Raw genomic sequence first — 22414 nt, forward strand, 5'->3', positions numbered from 1 at the left:
GTCGTCCAGGAATTGGCTCAGAGCCCGACGATCGATGAGGTTTGGCCGTGGACATCGCAGACGCGACCGTAGACCGGGTGGTCGCAGCGGGAAGGTCGTTCGTTCAGGAGCTAGGCAGAAGCCGGTCATAATGATCGGCTTTTTTGTTGTCCGGTCCTTTCCATTCGCATCTAATTTGCCGGAAATCAAATTGAACAGGATAGGCAAGTCGGATTATGATATAGTTAACCGGTATAAGGATTACCGATTAAGGAGTAAGATGCGTCTTGATGTCTATGATACCTATGTAGATGGCGAGGACGCTGATTTTGATCCGTGGCTCATTGCCAGCATCATGATTCCACAAGGCAGGCAAGCAGGTTGGTAACCAAAATAATGAATTAGGAGTGGTATTCTGAGAAAGCATAAACCCATGTCGTTCGATGATCTATTGTTGGAGTTGCAAGGCCAAAAAACGGTTCAGGAAGACGAGAACGTGATTGAGCTGGACAAATTGTTCAATGAATCGTTTATGAAGAAGCATTCGAAATTTAACAGTTTTGCGGAATTCCTTGAGAAGGGTAACTTCCAAGCCACGACGCACGACGAGATTAGAAACATCCATGACGAGCTTTTTGACCGGCATGTGGTCAGGGAAACTGATTTTGCAAGTTGGGCGTCGATGCTTGAAGCGGCGAATAAGCAGTATAGCGGTAAGTAGGGAATAGCGGAGTGAAGTCGAGTTGACCATCTAGTGATGAAGATGGTCAACTTTTTTTTGCTGAAAAATGACAAAACTTATGTGCGCTGAGGAAGCAATCGGTGTCACATCAACCGTTTGCGAAGGACAACGCATCTTTTGTAACCGTATGAAAATCGGTATAATGGGATTGTTCAATGAAATTGTACGGTTAAATTCCTTGGACGAAACTGGCGCGGCGGAAGGGATTAACATAAATGAGCAAATCCAAGGAAACGATAGAGATGTTTATTTATCAAAAGTTGCGGGATTCGATCTTAAAGCGGCAGCTGGCGCCAGGCAATCAATTGGTGGAGAGCGTCATCTCCGACAAGTTGAATGTAGGGCGGACGCCGATTCGCGGCGCGATACGCAAGCTGGCCGAGGAAGGGCTGGTCAACGTCATTCCGAATCGCGGAGCGTTCGTGATTCAGCCTACCAAAGAGGAGATTGTTCAAGCCTACGAGATTCGCATGGAACTGGAGCAGCTGGCCGCGCGATTGGCCGTGCCATATATGGACGAGACCGATTACGAGCACATGCAAAGATTGTGCGATGAGGAAGGCGAGACGATCCAAAGCTCCGACTTTAGAGCATATCTGCAGGTTAACAAAGATTTCCATATGACCTATATTCGCAAATGCGCCAACATGTTCTTAATCGAATTCGCCGAGAGAATGATTGATCAGACCAATATTTATTTAATGTTGTACGAGATGGTGTTCTTTCATACTTCGCCGCAAACCGCGCCCGGCGCAGCGGAACATCGTGAGTTGATCCAGATCTTTAGAGACAGGAATGAAGAACTTGCCGGCATGAAAGTTCGTTCGCATATTGCGAATGCGATGAAAAGTCTGCAAATTGACAATATCCAGTTTAGCAACCTAGGTGATATCTTTTAACTCCTTTCAACTACATATGAACACTAGACTCGGTCCTGGCGATCGGGTTTTTTTGTTGTTTGTTGAACGAAAGGTTGGATTTCCGGACCCGACGATCTTTATCTTGACATTGACTGCAAGCGGGTATAGCATCGTTAATAGATCAACAATATTGTTGAACAATTTGGGGAGGGCCTGATTGATGAAGTACTTGGTATTAGGGGCAGCCGGAATGCAAGGGAAAGCCGTTATTTACGATTTGTGCCGCAGTCCGGAAGCGCGCGAGATCGTGTGCGCCGACGTTCGGCCGGAGCAACTCTTGCCTTTTGGCAAGTTTTTGGATTTTGGCAAGATCCGGTTGACGAAATTGGATGCGAGCAACAAAGCGGATCTCGTGGAGCTGATGCGGGATCAGGTGGATGTCGTCATCGATTTGCTGCCGATTTCCTTCATTGGGGTCGTCTCCGAGGCGGCGGTGGAAGCGGGCGTGTCGGTGGTCAACACGTTTTATGCAAGCGCTTTACCGGAAGGGATTCATGAGAAGGCCGCAGCCCAAAACATGATTATTATGCCTGAAGCCGGACTGGACCCGGGCATTGATTTGATTCTATGCGGATATGGCGTCGGCAAGCTGGATCACGTCTATGAATTGCATTCGTACTGCGGGGGATTACCTGAACCGTCCGCAATCGACAATCCTCTCAAATACAAACTAACTTGGATATGGGATGGCGTGCTGCTCTCTCATAAGCGCCCCGGGAAAATCATGAAGAACGGGGTCGTTATCGATATACCTGCCGCTGATCAGCATGCCCCGCAATGGGTGGAGACCCTGAATTTCCCCGGCATCGACGCCGAATTGGAAATGATCGTCAACGGGGACGCCATGGTATTCGCCGATATATTGGGCATTTCCGCGACGCTCCGCCATACATCCAGACGGTACATTAGATGGAACGGCCACGCGCAGCTATGGCATGCGTTGAAACAATTGCAATTTTTGAGCGACGAGCCGGTGGCGGGTTTGTCCCCGTCTCTTACCCCGCATGCGTTCATGAGAGCGCACCTGGAGCCGCAGCTGCATTACAAGGAAGAGGAGAAGGATATCGTCCTCATGCGAAATACAATAGCAGGCGTCAAGGATAACGAGGATATACAGATTACCTTCGACTTAGTCGACTATCGCGATACGCGCACAGGCTTGTTCGCGATGAACCGAACCGTCGGCTTCACCGCAAGCATTATCGCCCAGATGATTGCCCGCGGCGACATTCGAGGCAGCGGCTTGATGCGCACGACCAAAGATGTTCCTTATCTATCCTTCATCGAGGAGCTGCACAAACGAGACATCGTCATCCAAGAACGCATTCAGCCAATCGTGAGCCTGTAGAAGCACGTAGGGAGCGGCTAATAGAAAGGGGTGATGAGAAGAAGCGCTTCTTAATGGATGGAAAAATCGATAATGAAGAAGAGGTGAACAAATGATTCATCCAATGGCAAACAAGAAATTATCGTATTTGCTGGTTATCGCCATCCTCGTCAGTTTATTCTCGAGCGTAGGCACCGCGTCCTCTGTTAACGCCGCAGTTCCCGCAGAGCCCGCACAGGGTCCGGAATTGATCGTGAACGGCGGGTTCGAGAACCTGGATAACGACCAATTTCCCGTCACTTGGATCCCGACCGTAGCCGCCCAGAAAGCGAATATCACTTCGGACGCGACGACCGTATCCGAAGGCAGCAGAAGCTTGAAGCTCACTGACGACGGAACCGGCGGGAGCCGGGAGGTTGGCGTCAAAACGCCGGCAATTCCGATCCGCTTCGGAGAGACGTATAAGGTCCGCTTAAAAGCGAACGTCACGCAAGGAAGCGTGACTCTGTTGGTCCGCTATTACAATGCCAGCGGAGGCTTTCAGCAGAAAGGCGCTTCGGCAAACGCCGGGGGCGGCTGGAAGGACCTCACAGTCACCGTCTCGCCGCCTGCCGATTACAGCCGCCAAATGGTCGTTTTCGTATACGAAGGCAGCGGTGTAGCACCGACGACCGCTTACATCGACGCTGTCACGATGACCAGCGACGAACTGCTGGCCAATCCGGGCTTCGAGTCGGTGTCCGGCGGCATGCCGGTCGGCTGGAGCGTGTATGGATCGCCGTCTTCCGGCGTAACCTCTGTCACGAGCGCGGTGTATGAGGGCGTCCGAGGCGTGCGAGTGAACGACGCCAGCGCCCAGGATGCCTTGGGCATCCAAAGCTCGGCGGTCTCCCACTTGGCGGGCGCATCGTATCGGGCTGCCATATGGGCCGACGTGTCGTCCGGTTCCGCCTCCCTGTCGCTGCAATATTACGATGCGCAAGGCACGCTAATCGGCAGTGAGGATGTCTCCGCCGCAGCATCGACGGGTTGGCAGCAGCTTGCCGTCACAGGCACGCCGTCGGCGCAGGCGACGTCGGTGAAGGTGCTGGCATGGTCGGGTGAGACGGAGCAGTCGGTCGTGACGTTCGACTCCGCTGAGCTCCGGATTACGGGTTATGACGATCCGACGCCGCAAGCGCCGATCGTATGGATCGCGAACGGCGGATTCGAGGAGGCGCAGGGTGCCTTGCCTGCCGTTTGGCTTCCGACCGTTGCGGCGCAATCCGCCAACCTTTCCTTGGATACTTCCACCGTATTCGAAGGGACGAAGAGCCTTAAAATGAGGGATGACGGAACGGGAGGAAACCGGGAAGTCGGCGTCAAGACCCCGAACATACCTATCCGCTTCGGCGAGACTTACTCCGTCAGCCTGAAGACGAAGGTGGAGCAGGGCAGGCTGTCCCTGCTGTTCCGGGCCTACAATGCCACGGGGCAATTCGAGCAGAAGGGCACGGACATCGGGACGACTTCCGGCTGGCAGACGCTTTCCTTGTCGTTTGCGCCATCGGAAGCTTTCAGCCATCATGCGGTCGTTTATATTTACGAGAATCTGGCTACCTCTCCAACGACGGCTTATGTCGACGCGGTGAGTTTGCGAAGCGACGAGCTGCTCGCCAACGCGAGCTTCGAGCAGGCGGCTTCGGGTCTACCGGACGGCTGGAGCGTCTACGGGCAGCTGGCGGGAAGCGCAGCTTCCGTTACCGATCCGGTCTATCACGGCGCCAGGGCCGTGAAAGTGACGGACGCAAGCAGCCAGCTGCCGTTCGGCCTGCGCAGCGGACTCATTCCCCACATCGGCGATATCGACTATAAGGCGGCGGTATGGGCGAATGTCACGTCGGGGACGGCCAATCTTAGTCTCCAATATTACAACACGGACGGAGGCTTAATCGGACAACACGACTCGAGCTCAGTGGCGGCCGCGGGCTGGCAGGAGCTGGCGGCCGAAGGTGCCACGCCGGCGGGAACGGCATTCGCGCGGGTGCTGCTGTGGTCCTCGGCGGAGGATCAATCGACGATCGTGTTCGACTCCGCGGAGCTTCGTTCGGCCGATGGGCCCGTCATCGAAGAGCCGCAGGGATCGCTGAACTGGCCGACGAATCTCGTGCCTGGCACGTACATGCATTTCAGGCCTGCCCATCAGGCAGTCACCAGCCAGAATGCGCCGGATTTCGCCTGGCCTTACATCGCCGGGGCCGATAAATACGAATTCCAAATCGCGTCGGCAACGGACGGCTCGTTCAGCCAGCCCGTCTACGCGAAGAACGATTTGAAGGTCAATCTCCACAATTTGCCGACCGCCCTAGAGCCGGGCAACTCCTACTTTTGGCGGGTCAGGTTCCATATTACCGCAGGCTGGTCGGATTGGAGCGACAGCCGCAAATTCCGGTTGACGCCGGACGCCGTGCCTTTCCTCGTTCCGGAGTTGGATGAATTGTTCGCGAACGTGCCAGTGACGCATCCTCGCGTGTTGACCAACGCAGAAGAGCTGGAAGACTTCCGGGCTTACAAGGATGGAATCGGCAAGCCGATTTTCGATCGCGTCAAGCAGAACGCGAACTTGGCGGCTCCTCTTCCGAAAGAGCCGGAATTGAATTTCCCGCGGGATTATGTCAACATGCAGGACCCGGCTTACGTGGCCGCCGTGAATGCGGTAACCGCGGCCGTGACGGCCGAGACGAATCTCATCTTGTCCGCGGCTTTCGTCTATCTCGTGACGGAAGACGAGGCGTACGGCAATTTCGCCAAAGAGCGGCTGATCAACATCATGAAGTGGGATCCGGAGGGAGCGACGAACTATCGTCAGGTCGATCAGTCTTTCCGGGACATCGCGTACAAAGGAGCGATCGTCTACGATTGGATTTATCCGCTTCTCTCGGATGAGGATAAGCAGAAGATTCTGCCGATGACCATCGGGCGTACGCAAGTGCTCGTGAACAGCATTCTCGGCTCTTCCTCCCTGTACAAGAATCCATGGAATTCCCACGGATGGACGGCGTCGGGTTACGTAGGCACCATCTCGATCGCGCTGCTGCACGACGACTTTCCGGTGAACGGCGTTCCGCTCTCAACCCTGGCCAAAGACTGGTTCGAGAAAGCCGTGCCGGCCCGGATCAATATTTTCCCTCCCGTCGCCGGCGATGACGGCGGATGGGCATCGGGAACGGGGTACTGGCAATATTCGCATCTGTGGGACAAAGCGTTCTCCGATGTCTTGCTCGCCGCCTCGGGTCTCAACATATACGACAAGGCGTTCTCGCGCAACGAGCAGCCTTTCGGCCTGTACTACATGCCGCACGGCCAGCCGAACGGCGTATTCGGCGACGATACGTTCAACCTCATGCATGCATCGAATGCAATGAACGCGCAGCGGACGGCGCAAGTCTATCAGAACCCGGTCATCCAGTGGTATGCGGATTCCTTCAGCTCGGGTCGGGACTTGAATTATCTGTTCGGATTCGCTTACGGAGACCCGGATCTGGAAGGCAGACCACCGGTCGATATGCCGACAGCCAAGTGGCAGAAGGACACGGATTGGGTGGCCATGCACTCGAGTCTCTACGATCCGGATCGCGTGTCGCTCTACTTCAAGTCGAGTCAGTACGGCAGCTACAACCACAATCATGCGGACCAGAACAGCTTCATTATCAACGCGTACGGCGAACAGCTGGCGATCGACGCCGGTCATTACGACAGCTACTTGAGCGTCCACGACAGAGGGTTCACGAGAACGACGTTGGCGCATAATGCCATCACCTATGATGGAGGGAAGGGCCAGAAGATACTCGATATGAGCGCTTCGGGCAAAATTACCGGCTTCGTCACAAGCAAGTCGTTCGATGCGACGGTAGGGGATGCGACGCAATCGTATAATACCTATAACGATCCGGATCACCCGGGGATAACGCAAGCGCAGCGCAGCATCATCTACGTCAAACCGAATGCCTTCGTCGTCGTCGACAACCTGAAAGCGAAGGATCAAGGCGGCTCGCAGTTCGAATTCAGACTCCATGCGATGACGGATCTGACGCTCGACGCGGATGGGCAAGGCGCTTCGATCACGCAGAACGGGGCGGCCTTGGACATGAAATTCCATTATCCGACCGTGGAAGACGCAGACGCGACCGATCAGTATTTGACCGAGCAAGGAGAAGTCGTGATGCCGACCGGCAGCTGGGCTTCCAAACCGCTTCAACGGCACGCGGTGTTCAAGTTCCCCAAATCGGAGAACGCGACGCTCGTCTCGACGTTCCAGCCTTACCGCGCGGGCTCGGATCCGCTCGAAATCACAGAATCAGCGAACCACGGCGCTTACCAAAGCATCGTGTTCGCGGATGGGACTCGCGTGTATGTGCGGTTGTCCGAGAGCGGTTCCGTGACAGCCGGCGATATGCAGTTCGACGGAATCGCCGTAACGGAGAAGGACGGCAGCTTCATGTTGGTCGGCGGAACGAAGCTCGTGAAGGACGGCGTCACGCTTATTCAGTCCGACGTTCCGGCCACGGTCGTCATCGACGAAGAGGAGCTCACGGTCTCGGGCGCGACGGATATGCAAGTTCAAGTCCGCGTTCCAAGCGACGCCGTTCTCCATGATGCGCATTACCAACCGGTTCAACTCGGAGGGGACGTACAGGAAGCGCTGAACAAAAGAGGCATTCATATGGAAAAGAATGGCCAGTTGCTGACCGTTCGGACCGGACGCGGCGATCACCGCTTCCATCTATATGGCGGTTCGGTTCCCGGACCGCAATCTCCCTTGACGCTGAATGTCGAACTCGACGGCGTCAACACCCCGATTACGTTGAAGGCGCATGGCACGTATGACGGCGGAACGGCAGGATGGGGGAATCTCGCGAATGTACCGGGCGGATTGTACGAAGTATTGGAAGCACCGGAAGGGCTGGTGTTCTCCAAATTCGGTTCGCCGAAAGCCACGATCTACCTCGACGCGGCTCCGGAGGTTATTCTCCGCGGGACCGGCGGCACGCTCCGGCTCCGAACGGCTGGTTCCGGAGATCTGACGGAGACGGTGGTGGAAGAGGATTACGACGCGGTGAAGGACGGCTTGGCTTCCTTCAAGGAAGCGGAATTCTTCACGTCCACGGCCGGCGGAAAATTCGATGTCTATACGTCGCGAGCTTTCTTGTCCAATGGCACCGGCGTCGCGGCATGGAGTCAGAAGGGCCAATCGATCACTTGGCAGCTCGACGTGCCGGAGTCCGGGCAATATGATCTCGTATTGAAATACGTAGCCGGCTGGGATATGCCGGAAGGCGAGCTGACGACTCGATTGATCCAGATCGGCGGCGACTTGTACACCGCCAAGGCGGAGAAGACATTCAACTGGGGAACGGAGCCGCAATATTGGAAGGCGCTGCGGATCGAGACCGGCACTGCCCTAACGGCAGGCAAAGTTACGGTGACGATGTGGAACGTACAGGGCCCGATGAACTTGGACTGGGTCGGATTGGTCGAATCGGAAGCAAGCGAACCTGCAGACAAGTCGGCGCTTGCCGCCAAGATCGCCACTGCCCAAGCGCTGAATGAGGGGGATTATACACCGGCGTCATGGACTGATTTGCATACGGCATTAGTGCAATCGACCGCCGTGAACGATGACGCTGCCGCAACGCAAGAGCAAGTGGACGCGACTGCCGCGAGCTTGCAAGCCGCCATAGACGCGTTAGTGCCGAGTGCTGCCGCGGTCCCTGGAGCTGCGGTGCTGTCCAGTAACAGCGGTCATGCGAATGGGCTTCATGACGGCAACTATACGATCACGATGAATCTGTGGTGGGGCCAGAACGGCACGAGTTACACGCTGTACGAGAACGGCGCGGCGATCGATACGAAGCGGCTTGCCGACGGAACGCCTAACGCCCAGAACGCAGTAACGACCGTATCGGGCAAGCCGAACGGAACCTACGTGTATACGTGCGAGCTTCGGAACGGGCGCGGGGCCACGGCCTGCACGCCGGTCACGGTCACCGTCAAGGACTCCAATTCCGGCAAGCCGGAACTCTCCCATGATAACTGGGATACGAACGGGGATTACGCCGTGACGATGAACATGTGGTGGGGCACGAACGGTACGACTTACAAGCTGTACGAGAATGACGTGTTGATCGACACCCAGTCCTTGACCGCGAACTCTCCCAACGCCCAATCGGCGAGTACGCCGATAACGGGGAAGGCGGCAGGCACGTATCTCTACAAAGCCGAACTGATCAACGCGGCCGGCGTCACCGAAAGCCAAGAGATGACCGTCATCGTGAACTGAAGTAATTACAGCGCGGTAACGTCGGCCTCGCTTTATTCCAATCGGGTGAACAATTACCCTAGGGAATTATAGCTCCAGAATAAAACAGCAGCCGGTCTGGCTGCTGTTTTTCACCTCGTGCATGCCCATATATCCTGAGGTTTCACGCCAAGTTCGGTTGCCAATAACTCGGCCGTTAAACGTTGAGGCTTTTGGATTCTGCCATTGCGAAGCTTGGATATCGTCTGGACGGATATTCCCGTCGATTCCGATAAATCTAGCGCCGATAGGTTGCACCTTGCCATCATGATCTTCAGCTTCACGGCGGGATCGCCTTGCGATGAACGAAGATCGGTAACGATAAACGCGTACTGATTTAACGTGTTATCGCTGTGATAGAAGGGGGCCAAGGTCAGGGTCACTTCCAAACTTTCTTCGTTTACTAGCCATTTGGTACGGATATTGAGGTTCTCCGGGCGGCTGCCAAGCACCGCGCGACGAATGACCTCAACAACGCGCCTTCGATCATCTTCGTGAATAAGGGACATGATCGACCTGTCTATTCGCGCGGCATCTTGGCCCAATAAGGAGTAAGGAACGGTTTAACCGCTTGTTCGAACGCATGATTCGCGTTTACGATCCCCGAGAGGAGGACCGTTTGCCGCTGCATCTGATCTTGAATCCATCGCTCGGCGCTCTCATCGGTAGCCGTACAAATCCATGTCGGCTCCGAACTCGTGCCGTTCGTTCTGCAAGCGAGCTTGACGGGGACCTTTTGATGCTGTTTGGTTCTTAACGTATAGAAGGTCATCTTCTCTGTAAGCGCAGATTCGGACCACTCTCTAAATATTGCTTCGAGCTTCAACCTAGACAATTCTTCCTCCGTATAGCCGGCAAGTTGAGTAAATGCATCGTTACACCGTGAAACGTACAGTCCCCAATGATCGCGCCTTAGGATGGCCATCGTTGCTCCCTCCTCCCACCTCCTCCGCCGAGGAGGCTCCAAAGCCTATGCTTCCGAAGTGCGCTTTCCGTTGGAAAGCGTTCAGGGCTTTGCCCAAGCGTATGCTTCCGAAGTGCGTTTTCCTTTGAAAACGCTCAGGACTCCCTATTTCGTGCTCGCATGTTTGTTCGCGGTCGGCGGGAAGGCTTGAGTGTGGCACGCTTTTGTCCTGACGGACAAAGCTTCAGTGGATTTTGTCCGACGTTTTCCCTTAACCTGACAGCATTGCTCCCGCTCCAGGAGCGGGGGTTATTTCGATTGTCAATTAATTTTTCGAATCCTGATCGTGTCATTCTGTTTATTGAGGTAGACGAATAGATCCAAGACGAGTTTCCCGATGATCGCCCCGCTGAAGTAATTCACGAACATGATCAAGTAGTTGAATCCGCGATACATCTTGAACATATCCATCCACATGAAGATCGGATGAACGACAAAGACGAATATGGCCGATACGCCGGCTGCGCCTAGATAATAATGAATATGTTTACGGGACAGCCACTGATACATGAGCATGAAGGCAACGGGAATCATGGAACTGGTCAGCGTAAAACTCGTTGGCAGTATGGGGACCATTTTGTACGGATAGGACCAGAAGCCATAATTTGTGCCGATGGTGTCCACGTACACGCCAAGCACATGAATGGCGAAACCGTAAAAGCCAATCTGATAAACACGGCTGCGGTCCAACTTGAAGAAGAGGATCACGAGCGGAACGATGAGCAAAACAATCGTCAGCTAGAAACGCCATTGATCAAAGGCAGAGTATTTCAACCAATAGTGGATGGAGTCCAGATTCGTATCGCGGTAGCTCTGGATAATGTGAGCCAGTTCATCTTTCTGTTCGGTGTCCATGGGTTCAGCTCCTTTGCCATTATGTTTCCCGCCGCTGCGCATCTGTAATACATTGGGGCTGCAGGACAACATTCACAAGGCGTGACACTCCTGACCATGCTCGCCTTCCTCAACCAAAAGCCAGCCTATCTCGTTACATATGCGGGTATGCTAAACGTTGTTTCCTTCACTACGGATGGCCGAAGATAGAATGCCGACAACGTATGCTCATGAAGGGGGAGAAAGAGGAGATAAGATGAACAAGCGAGAACGAATATTTTTATATGGGGTTTTCATCGGGTACATCATTTTGTTAATTAAGGTGTTTTTCTTATCGAGAGTTTCGATTTCGGAGCTGTTCGATAGCCAAAGGACGATCGTAAGGTCTATCAATCTCATTCCTTTTTACAGCATAAGTGAATTTCTATCGGGCAGCTCGGAGAATTTAAGAAGATTCGCTTCTGCTAATGTGGTTGGCAATATAATGATTTTTATCCCACTTGGCGGCTATTTGTCCTTATTTAAAAACAAGGCGAGAGCAGTCATCAATCTGCGGATCATAGTCCTTGCTAGTTTAATTGTCGAAATCATTCAGGGGATTCTAGGCATTGGCGCAGCGGATATCGATGATCTCATACTAAATGGTTTAGGTGGATGGCTTGGTATTTTGGGGTACCAGACTTTACGGTTCATCGTACGAGACGAGAAGAAAGTCCATACTGCGATCACCGTGCTATCCGCCATCATCGTGTTACCTGCCCTATATTATTACTTGTTCATGATCAAGATGAGATTCTGAATATCTGCATGCGTATGCACGAACTTAGATCGACAGGGGATTTCCTGCAGGTCTTTTTTGTTCGTTAGCGGCTTATTCTCAGGCATCTCAATGATTTAGAAAGTGACGAATATCGTGACAGGGCGCTTGTCTTAAGGGTGAAGAGGGGGCTGACTTGGCGCCGACCGAAATGAGATCCGCTTTTTAGGCGGATCTTTTTTCAAATCCCTACGCTCCGTATTGGAGCAAACTCAAGCGAACTGATCTGAACGGTAATCGCATCATGGAACTCATCGACCTCATCGCGTCGACAAGGCTGATTGTTGCGGACCATGAACAGGACGACAATCGGACGGCTGCTGACCAGTCACTACCTATCTCCACCATGCTCTCAAATTCTCTTCTATACTCCGCGAATCCGACGTTTCTCTAATTAGTTCGGCTTCGCATCGTCCCACCTCGCCTCTCCTTGTCTGCATGCAGGCGTTCGCTTCAGGCAACGCCAAGGAGAGGTTTTGGCGAATGAAGCAAGGAGCGGACAAATTATTGTACGTTTGGCGAAAAAAATTCCATTGAGCCGATTGCTACATTTCGGTACGTTTAAAACGGACCAACTGAAAGGGGTTACATGAAATGGGTTTCAGGCTAACGAAGGATCGAGGGGGAGGTGACGGGCGCAGAAAGCAGCGCATGCACGACAGCTGCGGCAATTGCAAGCTTCTGAGAAGACGCCAGGTGTTTAGGGAGGAGTCAGACAATGAAAGGACGCAAATATGTTTCACTCGTCATGGCCTTGCTCGTGACGGCAAGCCCTTTGTCCAATGTAAGCGCAACTAGCGCCGCGGCAGGGGAAAGGACCGGAGGGACGGTACTTGCGGCGGCTGCAGAGATGGATACGACGGGCATGATTCTTCATTACAATATGGCTACGTCTGCCGCGAATGAGGGCATCACGACCGTTCCCGATCTGTCCGGCAGCGGACGCGGATGGAACGGGATCGTGCGCAACCCGGAGAACGGGCAGCTTGTGAAGGGCGCCGACGTCGGCTTCGCGGCATTGAGCGGCGGAAGCTCGAACTCGAAGAGCGGGTATATCGAGATTCCGAAGGATAGCGGCGGTCAGGACGTGCTGAGCGGTCTTAATGCGGTCACCGTCTCGTCGCTCGTGAATTGGGACAATGACGGCGACAACCGGTGGATTTTCGGCTTGGGCGCGGTGAACGGCAATATTGAGACGGGGAACAAATATTTCTTCGTAACCCCGCGGCATTCGACGAACTCGGCTAAGCCGGTCGTCTCGGGAATTTCGAAAGCGGGCTGGCGCAACGAAACGCTCGTCAAAGGAACGGCGACGCTGGCGGCCAATCAATGGAAGCTCGTGACGACGGTCATGTCCGAAGCGAGCAATACGATTACGCTGTATGTCGACGGCGTGGAGGTTGCCTCCGGCGCGGCGGGCGGCGTTAAGCTGTCCGAGTTGATCGATCCGACGGCCGCTTATTCGGGTTTCATCGGCAAATCGATCTTCGGCAACGATCCGTATTACAAGGGACGCGTCAGCGATTTCAGGGTCTACAATCGCGCGCTGACGGATACCGAGGTCGCAGCGCTTCAGACCGAGGCAAGCGAGTCGGTTCCGAAGCTGAACCGGCTGATGGTCGATGACGCGGCGGCTTCGCTCGATGTGAACAGCTATCTGACCGCTGGCGACGGCGCGAATGCCGTGACGGGGAACTTAACGCTGCCGACAACCGGTAAGCATGGCGTCGCGCTGTCGTGGACATCGAGCAACACGCATGTGCTGGCTAATAACGGCACCGTGACGCGTCCGGGCCTCGACTCCGCCGATGCGCAGGTGACGCTCACCGCGAATCTGGCTTACCAAGGGCTCAACGTATCGAAATCGTTCACGCTGACGGTGCTGAAGCAATTCTCGGATGAGCAGCGCGCGGCGACTGACGCGGGCAAGCTGTCGATTCCGAACCCATCGAACGTCAAAGGCAATATTACGCTGCCGACTTCGGGCCCGAACGGCACGCAGATTACGTGGGTCTCCAGCCATCCCGATATCGTGAAGGGGAGCGCGCAAGCGGCCTCCGATGCGAATGAACTGGGCAGAGTCACGCGTCCGAACGCGGACACGAACGCGACGCTGACGGCAACGGTAACGAAAGGCGCGGCCAAGGTAGAGCGTACATTCACGCTGACGGTGAAGAAGAAACCGGCCGCGGTCCAATACGATTCGTACTTGTTCGCTTATTTCACGGGCGAATATGAAGGCGGAGAGGAGATCTCGTTCGCGACGGCGAAGGATCCGCTCAAGTGGAAGGCGCTGAACAACGGGCAGTCGATCATCCAATCGAAGCTGGGCGAGAAAGGGCTGCGTGATCCGTTCATCCTCCGTTCGGCCGAAGGAGATAAATTCTACCTGCTGGCAACGGACCTGAAGATGGGCGAGAGCACCAACTTCGACCAAGCGCAAATCACGGGAAGCCATTCGATCATGATCTGGGAATCCGACGATCTGGTCAACTGGAGCGAACAGCGCATGGTTGAAGTCGCGCCGAAGGCAGGCGGCAATACGTGGGCGCCGGAAGCGTTCTACGACGAGAAGACCGGCCAATATGTCGTCTTCTGGGCATCCTCGATGAAGGTCGCGGACACCTATGGCAAGTATGCGAACGGTCGGCCAACCGGTCAATACAACGTCATGTACTATGCGACGACGCGGGACTTCTACACGTTCTCGGAGCCGAAGGTGTACCTGGACGAAGCGTTCCCGACGATCGACACGACGATGATACAGAACGACGGGAAGCTGTACCGGTTCACGAAATCCGAAGTGAACTACAAGCTATATTACGAGAAAGCGGCAAGTATCTTCACGGACAAAGACGGCATCGCGGCCAACGGCTACCAGTTCGATCCGATTCCGTCGACGAAGAACGGCAACCAAGGGTTGATCGGCCATGCCGGCAACAACGAGGGTCCTACCGTATTCAAGGATTTGAACGCGGACAAATGGTATATGCTCCTCGATTCCTGGCCTTACCATGTACGCGTATCGACCAACTTGGAGGACGGGACGCAATTCGCGAACAACCTGCTGCCGGAATCCTCTTATGCGCTGCCGCCGGGACCTCGTCACGGTACGGTCATCCCAATCTCGGGCAGCGAATATGAAGCGCTGCAGGCGAAGTATGCGCAGGCTGGCCCAACGCCTTCCGAGCAGCCCGTCGTGCATTACGCGTTCAGTCCAAGCGATGTAACGGACGGCGTCGTGGAGGACGTATCGGGCAGCGGGCATGACGCCAAGCTGGTCGGCGGTTCCTCGGTTAACGCAGACGATAAGGTCGGCGAGAAAGGCGGCTCGCTTGCGCTGGACGGCGCAACCGGTTACTTGCAGCTGCCGAATAACCTCATTAAGGAACTGAATCTGGAGAAAATGACGTTCGCCGCATGGGTGAAGACGGATGCGAATATCCCAGGCCAGCGAATCTTCGATTTCGCTTCGCAGACCGGACGCACGGCGAACCGCAATTCGATGTACTTGAGCACGTCCGGCGATACCGGCAAGCTGGAGTTCGCCATCGTGACCCCGTTCAGCGAGAAATTCGGGAATGACGCGGCCGGACTTGGCGACAACTACAAGTACGCGCTTCGCAGCACGAGCTTTGCAGCGAAAGAGTGGCACCATGTCGCGGTGACGATGGACGATTTCGACGCGGTTCTGTATGTAGACGGCGCGGAAACGGCCCGCAGTTCGGTATTCAACATGGAGCCGCGGATGCTCATGGAGACGACGCTCAACGCGCTTGGCAAATCGTCGCGCAGCGGAGCGAGCCTCTTCAAGGGCAAGCTGGACGATTTCCGCATCTACAACCGGGCGCTTGCCCCGGACGAGATCGAGGCGCTTCAGACCGATGTCGATAACACGCCGGAAGAGCCAGCGGCGGCATCGCTCATCCTGCGCTATGACATGAATCAGATTGACGGCGTGAAGGTAATGGACCAGAAAGGCGCATTCGACGGCACATGGGTGAACCCGGCCAAGGCGCAGTGGATTCATCGTCCGGAGGCAGGCGCGCTTAGCTTCGCCGGCGGCGCGGCGGATTCGTATATCGAGTTGCCGAAGGGCGTGTTGGACGGCTTAACCGATGTGACCATCTCCTCGCTTGTCAACTGGAAGGGCGAACGAGAAGCCGAGTGGATCTTCGCGCTTGGCCAAGACAGCAACAAATATTTGTTCGCGACGCCGAAGCGCAACTCCGGCGACCGCTCCGCGCGAGCAGGTCTAGGCATTACGAGCTGGAGCAACGAAGCCGGCGCGAACGCAACGACCGGTTCGCTTGCGGCAAGCGAATGGAAGTTGGTCACGGTCGTCGTGTCCGGGACGGAGCAAACAATCAAGCTCTATATGGACGGTGTAGAAGTTGGCTCCGACTCTACCAAAGGCTACACGCTGGCTCAGATTAACAATCTGACCGGCCGCAGCGGCTATATCGCCAAGTCGTTCTACGCCTCCGATCCCTACTTCGGCGGCATGATCGCCGACTTCGCGGTGTATGACGGCGCGCTTACGGCGGCGGAAATCGCGCAGCTGAATGAGCAGGCTGCCGCGAAGAAGAACAAGCTCGAAGGGCTGGAGCTCGGCCTTGCGGCTGACGCGCTCACCGCGAATTCGCTGCTTGGCGCAAATACGAGCGAGAATGATGTCCGCACGAATCTGAAGCTGCCGACGCAAGGCAGTTACGACACGACGATCAGCTGGGTATCCAGCGAGCCCTCCATCATCTCCGGCACGGGCGTGGTGAACCGTCCCGAGGCGGAAGCGGGCAGCCAGACGGTGACGCTGACGGCGACGCTGTCCGACGGGGTTCGTACACAGGAGAAAACCTTCGTCTTCATCGTCGCGCACAAGCCGGCAAGCGCGGATGCGGTCCGGATGGATGCCGAAGCGCTCGTCGTTCGGAATATCAACGACGTGCGCGGCAATCTGACGCTGCCGACGCTAGGCGCGAACGGGTCCGCCATCGCGTGGACGTCGGGCTTGCCGTCCGTCGTGTCGGCGACAGGCGAAGTAACAAGACCGGCGCATGGCAGCGGTGACCGCGAGGTCGCGCTGACGGCGACGATCTCGCTTGGCACTAGCGTGTTGACGAAAGGTTTCCTCGCGAAGGTGAAGGAGCTGCCGCAGCAGGAAGCTTACCAAGGCTATGCCTTCACGTATTTCACCGGCGAGGGCAAGTCGAATGGCGAGCAGATCTATTTTGCGCTCAGCCAAGGGAACGACCCGCTTCACTGGCGGGAGTTGAACGATGGCGCTCCGGCCATTACATCCGAGCTCGGGGAGAAAGGCCTCCGCGATCCGTTCTTGATCCGTTCGCCGGAAGGCGATAAGTTCTACCTCATCGCCACCGACCTTCGCATCTACGGCAATGGCGATTGGACTCGTGCGCAGACGGCCGGCAGCCGATCGATCATGGTGTGGGAATCGAGCGACCTGGTGAATTGGTCCGAACAGCGGATGGTCCAGGTTGCGCCGCCGGAAGCGGGCAACACGTGGGCGCCGGAGGTGATCTACGATAAGACCAAAGGCGAATATGTCGTCTTCTGGGCATCGAAGCTGTATGCGGACGAAGCACATACCGGAGGCGCTTACCAGCAGATGGTGTACGCGACGACCCGGGACTTCCATACCTTCTCGGAGCCGAAGGTGTATATGGACTACGGTTACTCGGTCATCGATACGACGATGATCGAATACAACGGCAATATCTACCGGTTCACGAAGGATGAGCGAGGCAATTCGGCCGGCACGCCGAACGGCAAGTTCGTCTTCCAGGAAGTCGGCGATTCGGTCGGGGGTTCATTCCGGCTCATCAAGGAAGGCATAGGCAAAGGGACGATCGGTCAGGGCGAAGGTCCGACCGTATTCAAGTCGAATACGGAGAACAAGTGGTATATGTTCATCGACGAGTTCGGGGGACGGGGCTACGTGCCGTTCGAGACGACCGACCTCGCATCGGGCGCATGGACGCTGTCGGCGAATTACAACCTGCCGGCCTCGCCTCGTCACGGTACCGTCATTCCGGTTACGCGGTCCGAGTATGACGATCTGTCGGCCCGCGTTCCTGCCGTCGTGCAGGAAGGCGACGTCCCGGTAACCGGCCTTACGCTTGATCCGCAATCGATGGAGCTGATGGCAGGCGAAGCGCTTCGGCTGCAAGCAACCGTCGCGCCTGCGAATGCGACGAACAAGACGGTGATCTGGTCGAGCAGCAATCCTGCGGTAGCCCGCGTGGATGCAAACGGCAACGTCGTCGCGGTAGCGGCAGGTCAAGCATCGATCAGCGGGGCAACCGCTGATGGCGCATTCTTGGCCGTCGCCGAAGTGAAGGTGGAAGGTTCGCAGCCAGGCGCAGACCTGGATGGAGCCGACCAAGCGGCAGCAGGACAGCAGATTGAACTGATTTACGGTCTTAAGGGCTATGACGGCGAAGTATATGCCCAGGATGTAACCTTCACGTATGATGCGGATCGTCTGACATTCCAATCGGTCGCATCATCCGATACGGCCACGTTCCAGATCGCCGATTACAAAGCAGAAGCCGGCAAGCTTCGCGTGCTTGGCGTCCATCTGGGCGAGAACCGGGCGAAGCCGAACCGCACCGTTCTGAAGCTTGCGTTCACGGTGAAGCCCAATGCTTCGCCGGGCATTGCGAAAGTCGAAGCGGGAAGCTTGGTCGTGGCGGATAGCCAAGGCGCCGAGACGACGCTGGCCGGTACGTCGCACGGCGTCCAGATCGGCGTTGTCGACAAAGCCGCGCTGCGTACGCTCCTCGCAGAAGCGCGGCAAGCGCACCATGCGGCTGTGGAAGGCAGCGGCGTCGGACAATATCCGGCTGGCAGCAAGGCGCAGCTTCTTGCCGCGATCACAAGCGCGGCTGTCGTCGCCGACCATGCGGCGGCGACGCAGACAGAAGTCGCCGAGGCGGCAGAACAGCTGGCGAGCGCGCTTCAAGCGTTCAAGGCATCTGTCCATACGAGCGTGCCTGGCGATTACAACGACGATAATCGTATCGGCGTCGGCGATTTGGCGCTCATGGCCAAATCCTATGGAATGACGGCCGCTAGCGAAGGCTGGAATGAAGTGAAGGCGCACGATCTGAACAACGACGGCATCATCGACATCGAGGACCTTGTCCGGATGGCGAGAATGGTACTGGCGTGGGTCTGAATGTAAGTTATCAACGCAAAGCGTAGAGGCAGCAGGAGATAAGGATGGTCCATCCTTGTCTCCTGCTTTTTTTGATTAGAAGCCCTAACCCTATCTGCGCAAACTCATATTATGAATGGATGGAATTGATAGGTAGAATGTTCGAATATGAGGGAGGTAGATGGTTTGAAGAAGGTGAAATACAAAATGGGCAAATTAGGAAAACATCAATTTATGCAAAAATATGAAGCGATAAGCCCGTTATTACCTGACACGAAAGCAGCTACAAAATCGAATATCAAAAACATGCTAATGAAGTATGATTCGCTTTATATAAAACTAGACGAAGGCACTGGAGGCCGTGGGATATATAAGATCACTCATGATCACAGAGGGTTCATATTAAGAATCGGCACGACCTCAAGAACGTATACGGCCTTTGAGGCTTTATACCATTCGCTTGCGAGGTTCCTAAATAAAGATAGGTATATTGTTCAACAAGGTATCGATCTGTTAAAACATAACGGCCGCTCATTCGATATTAGGGTTATGGTGCAAAAGAATAGAAAGGGGGAGTTCGAAACAACGGGAATAGTCGGGCGGTTAGCTAAACCGAAGAAGATCGTAACTAATTTTCACAGCGGAGGAACGCCTTTACCCCTGGATACGTTACTCCAATCACATCTCGATAAAGCCGCGAGAGCAAACTTTATCAAGAAAATGGAATCATTAGGGAGGCGCGCGAGTATTGTTCTTGCAGAAAGTTATAGAAGTAAAAAAGCTTTTGGCGTGGATATTGCCATTGATTCCACGATGAAGCCATGGATTCTAGAGATTAATACGGGGCCGGACATGAGTATTTTCAACGAACTTCAAGATAAAACGATGTACAAAAGGATGTTGAGGTATTCGAAATTTTAAGTTTATCCCCTTGATAGGAGGATCTGCTATTTTTTAGTATAATGGCAAGATAGCATAGAAAGCTTGTCATGGGGGATAGCATGAAAATAGACCGATTGCTCGGAATCGTGATCTACCTTTTAAGTCGCAAAACGGCAAGCGCGCGCGCTTTGGCCGAGAAGTTCGAGGTTTCGGCGCGCACGATTCAACGGGATATGGAGACCTTGAGTCTGGCAGGGATTCCCGTAGGTTCCTCGCAGGGAGTAAACGGCGGATACTACATCATGGATCGCTTTGAAATGAATAGTCAGGTTTTTCGCCCCGAAGATTACAATTTTATACTCACGGCGTTGAAGGGGTTGCGTTCCGGGTATGATAGCCGCCAGGCTGAGGCCACGTTGGAGAAAATGGTAGCGCTGTTGCCCGTAAACCAGAGCCTGCAGCAGCACTTGCACCTTGATTTTGGCGTATTGCGCGAAGTGTCCCGGATCAGATCCGATATTACGGCTCTCGAGACCGCCATTAGCAAGGAATGCGCCATCGGATTTGAATACACGAATGCAGCAAATCAAACCTCGCAAAGACTGGTCGACCCGCTAATCATCACATATAAGTGGTATGCTTGGTACTTGTACGGGTTTTGCCGGGAAAAACGGGACTATCGTCTATTTCGGGTGTCCCGAATGCGCCACGTCGCTTCTACGACGCTGCCATTCATCCAACCGCATGAGAACGGAGAATCGCTGCTAGCGAAACATCAGGATCAACGCCCTCATATCCAGGTGAAACTGTTGTGCCCGGCAGATCTTCGAATATCCATCGAGGAAGCATTTCCGAATGCGCTTCGGAGTGAACTAGAACGGGATCCGGATCATTTTACGATTGAGTTCAGCGCGCCGGAATGGGGAAGAGGTTGGTTTGGAACGCTGCTTGCTTACGGCAATCGAGTCACCGTATTGGAACCGGAACCGTTAAAACAACGAATACGGGCTCATGTCCAATCCATGCTTGAATTGTATCCCTGAACTACGACATACAGTTGTCCGATATCCCCCTTTATAATGGTCATAACCATTGTCAAGGGGGTTTATTCTTCTTCAAGGAAGCAGCGTCGCATTTGTAAGTAAACACCATCCGAAAGGGAGTTTATTCTATGAAAGCTCAAGTAACCGTGATAACGCTATTAACCAATGACGTTCCCCGAATGACTCGATTCTATCGGGATGTCCTTGGATTCCCGACCATTGTCGACTCTGAAGAGTACGTGGAGTTCGCAAATAGCGGCGTACGCTTGTCTATTTGCTCCAAATCCTTAATGGCTGCCAATACGAACGGCCATCCTTCCTATTCCGAAGAGCTTAGGGGACAAGCATTGGAACTGTGTTTCCCATGCGTTTCGCCGGAGCAGGTACATATCGCCTATGAGAACATCATTGCGAATGGCGGCACGGCAATAAGAGGACCAGCGCTCATGCCTTGGGGACATACCGTTGCTTTTTTTGCCGATCCCGAAGGAAACATCCACTCGATCTATGCCGAATAACGAGCAAACCCGGGGCAATTAACATGAACGAATAAGGGGGAGGATCACATGCAATATCCAGATTTCAGTATACATAATAAGATTGCCATGATTACGGGAGCGAGCAAAGGGATCGGTTATGGAATCGCGAAGGCGATGGCGGCAGCAGGAGCCAGAGTCATCCTAACCGCTCGCAATAAAGCGAGCTTGGTTGAGTTGGTAAAAGACATTACCAATGAAGGGGGGATGGCCGAAGCGTATTCCTTGGATGTTCGGCATGTTGCCGATATTCGAACCGTCTTCCAAGCTGTGGTGGATGCTTATGGCCGAATTGATATTCTTGTTAATAACGCGGGCGTAGGCGATGGTATGCTTGCCGAAGATGTGACAGAAGCGTATTGGGACGATATGATCGATGTCAATTTAAAAGGTCTGTTCTTCTGCTGCCAATCCGCTGGAAGGGTCATGTTGAAACAAGGCTTCGGCAAAATTATAAATATCAGCTCTCAGGTCAGTGTCGTTGGCATCCCAAAAGGTGTTGTCTATTGCGCCTCCAAGGGCGGAGTCAATCAACTTACCAAAGTTCTTGCGCTGGAGTGGTCAAGCCGGGGAGTGAATATTAACGCAGTGGGCCCAACTTTTATTTATACGCCGGGAACTTCCGAAAGCCTGGGTACGCCGGAGTTCAGGGATAATGTTCTGTCGCGCATTCCCGCCGGTAGAATCGGATCCGTCCATGATGTGGCTGGAGCGGTGATTTACTTGGCTTCTCCTGCTTCAGATCTGGTTACTGGCACATTGCTGCTAGTAGATGGCGGTTGGACCGCGCAATAATTTCCGCCAATAGCGCGTCGATATAGAATGCGGTATAGGTTGTCAAAATGCAGGATCG

The 22414-nt window shown here is 54.5% G+C and carries 12 protein-coding genes; 10 read left to right on the forward strand and 2 right to left on the reverse strand.

The features are described from left to right. Positions 1-412: 412 nt before the first annotated feature. The 4 genes from BCM02_RS02205 (at position 413) to BCM02_RS02220 (ending at position 9287) form a co-directional block, all read left to right on the forward strand. Positions 413-700: a hypothetical protein gene (locus tag BCM02_RS02205; RefSeq protein ID WP_148927407.1), complete on the forward strand. Its 288-nt coding sequence runs from the start codon at positions 413-415 to the stop codon at positions 698-700. A gap of 263 nt (positions 701-963) precedes the next feature. After that, the gene (locus BCM02_RS02210) at positions 964-1620 is read left to right on the forward strand and encodes a GntR family transcriptional regulator (RefSeq protein WP_187433973.1); all 657 of its coding nucleotides are present in this window, start codon (positions 964-966) and stop codon (positions 1618-1620) included. Between the two features lie 181 nt (positions 1621-1801). Beyond that, positions 1802-2989, forward strand: coding sequence for a saccharopine dehydrogenase family protein (locus BCM02_RS02215; RefSeq protein WP_148927409.1), 1188 nt, complete (start codon positions 1802-1804; stop codon positions 2987-2989). A 91-nt stretch (positions 2990-3080) separates the two neighbouring features. Next, on the forward strand, positions 3081-9287 hold the full coding sequence (locus BCM02_RS02220; RefSeq protein WP_148927410.1) for a DUF4962 domain-containing protein: 6207 nt from the start codon (positions 3081-3083) through the stop codon (positions 9285-9287). 110 nt (positions 9288-9397) lie between these two features. On the opposite strand, the gene BCM02_RS02225 is transcribed toward BCM02_RS02220, so the two are convergent. Both BCM02_RS02225 and BCM02_RS02230 read right to left on the reverse strand, forming a co-directional pair. Continuing rightward, the gene (locus BCM02_RS02225) at positions 9398-9814 is read right to left on the reverse strand and encodes a helix-turn-helix domain-containing protein (protein ID WP_148927411.1); all 417 of its coding nucleotides are present in this window, start codon (positions 9812-9814) and stop codon (positions 9398-9400) included. 716 nt (positions 9815-10530) lie between these two features. Next, positions 10531-10995, reverse strand: a complete 465-nt coding sequence (locus BCM02_RS02230; protein WP_246183152.1) for a CBO0543 family protein — start codon at positions 10993-10995, stop codon at positions 10531-10533. A 364-nt stretch (positions 10996-11359) separates the two neighbouring features. Between BCM02_RS02230 and BCM02_RS02235 the strand changes: the two genes are divergently transcribed. The 6 genes from BCM02_RS02235 (at position 11360) to BCM02_RS02260 (ending at position 22356) form a co-directional block, all read left to right on the forward strand. Continuing rightward, positions 11360-11902 (forward strand): VanZ family protein, encoded by a 543-nt coding sequence (locus BCM02_RS02235; RefSeq protein ID WP_148927412.1) that lies wholly within the window; start codon positions 11360-11362, stop codon positions 11900-11902. Between the two features lie 736 nt (positions 11903-12638). Further along, positions 12639-19121, forward strand: a complete 6483-nt coding sequence (locus BCM02_RS02240; protein WP_148927413.1) for an immunoglobulin-like domain-containing protein — start codon at positions 12639-12641, stop codon at positions 19119-19121. Between the two features lie 174 nt (positions 19122-19295). Next, the gene (locus BCM02_RS02245) at positions 19296-20021 is read left to right on the forward strand and encodes a YheC/YheD family protein (protein ID WP_246183210.1); all 726 of its coding nucleotides are present in this window, start codon (positions 19296-19298) and stop codon (positions 20019-20021) included. 80 nt (positions 20022-20101) lie between these two features. Continuing rightward, positions 20102-21025, forward strand: a complete 924-nt coding sequence (locus BCM02_RS02250) for a helix-turn-helix transcriptional regulator (RefSeq protein ID WP_187433974.1) — start codon at positions 20102-20104, stop codon at positions 21023-21025. 128 nt (positions 21026-21153) lie between these two features. Next, positions 21154-21543: a VOC family protein gene (locus tag BCM02_RS02255; RefSeq protein WP_148927415.1), complete on the forward strand. Its 390-nt coding sequence runs from the start codon at positions 21154-21156 to the stop codon at positions 21541-21543. Between the two features lie 48 nt (positions 21544-21591). Beyond that, entirely contained in the window at positions 21592-22356 is a 765-nt protein-coding gene (locus tag BCM02_RS02260; RefSeq protein WP_148927416.1) for an SDR family NAD(P)-dependent oxidoreductase, read from the forward strand. Positions 22357-22414: the final 58 nt, after the last annotated feature.

This window comes from Paenibacillus methanolicus (assembly GCF_008124765.1).
Classification (GTDB): Bacteria; Bacillota; Bacilli; order Paenibacillales; family Paenibacillaceae; genus Paenibacillus_Z; species Paenibacillus_Z methanolicus.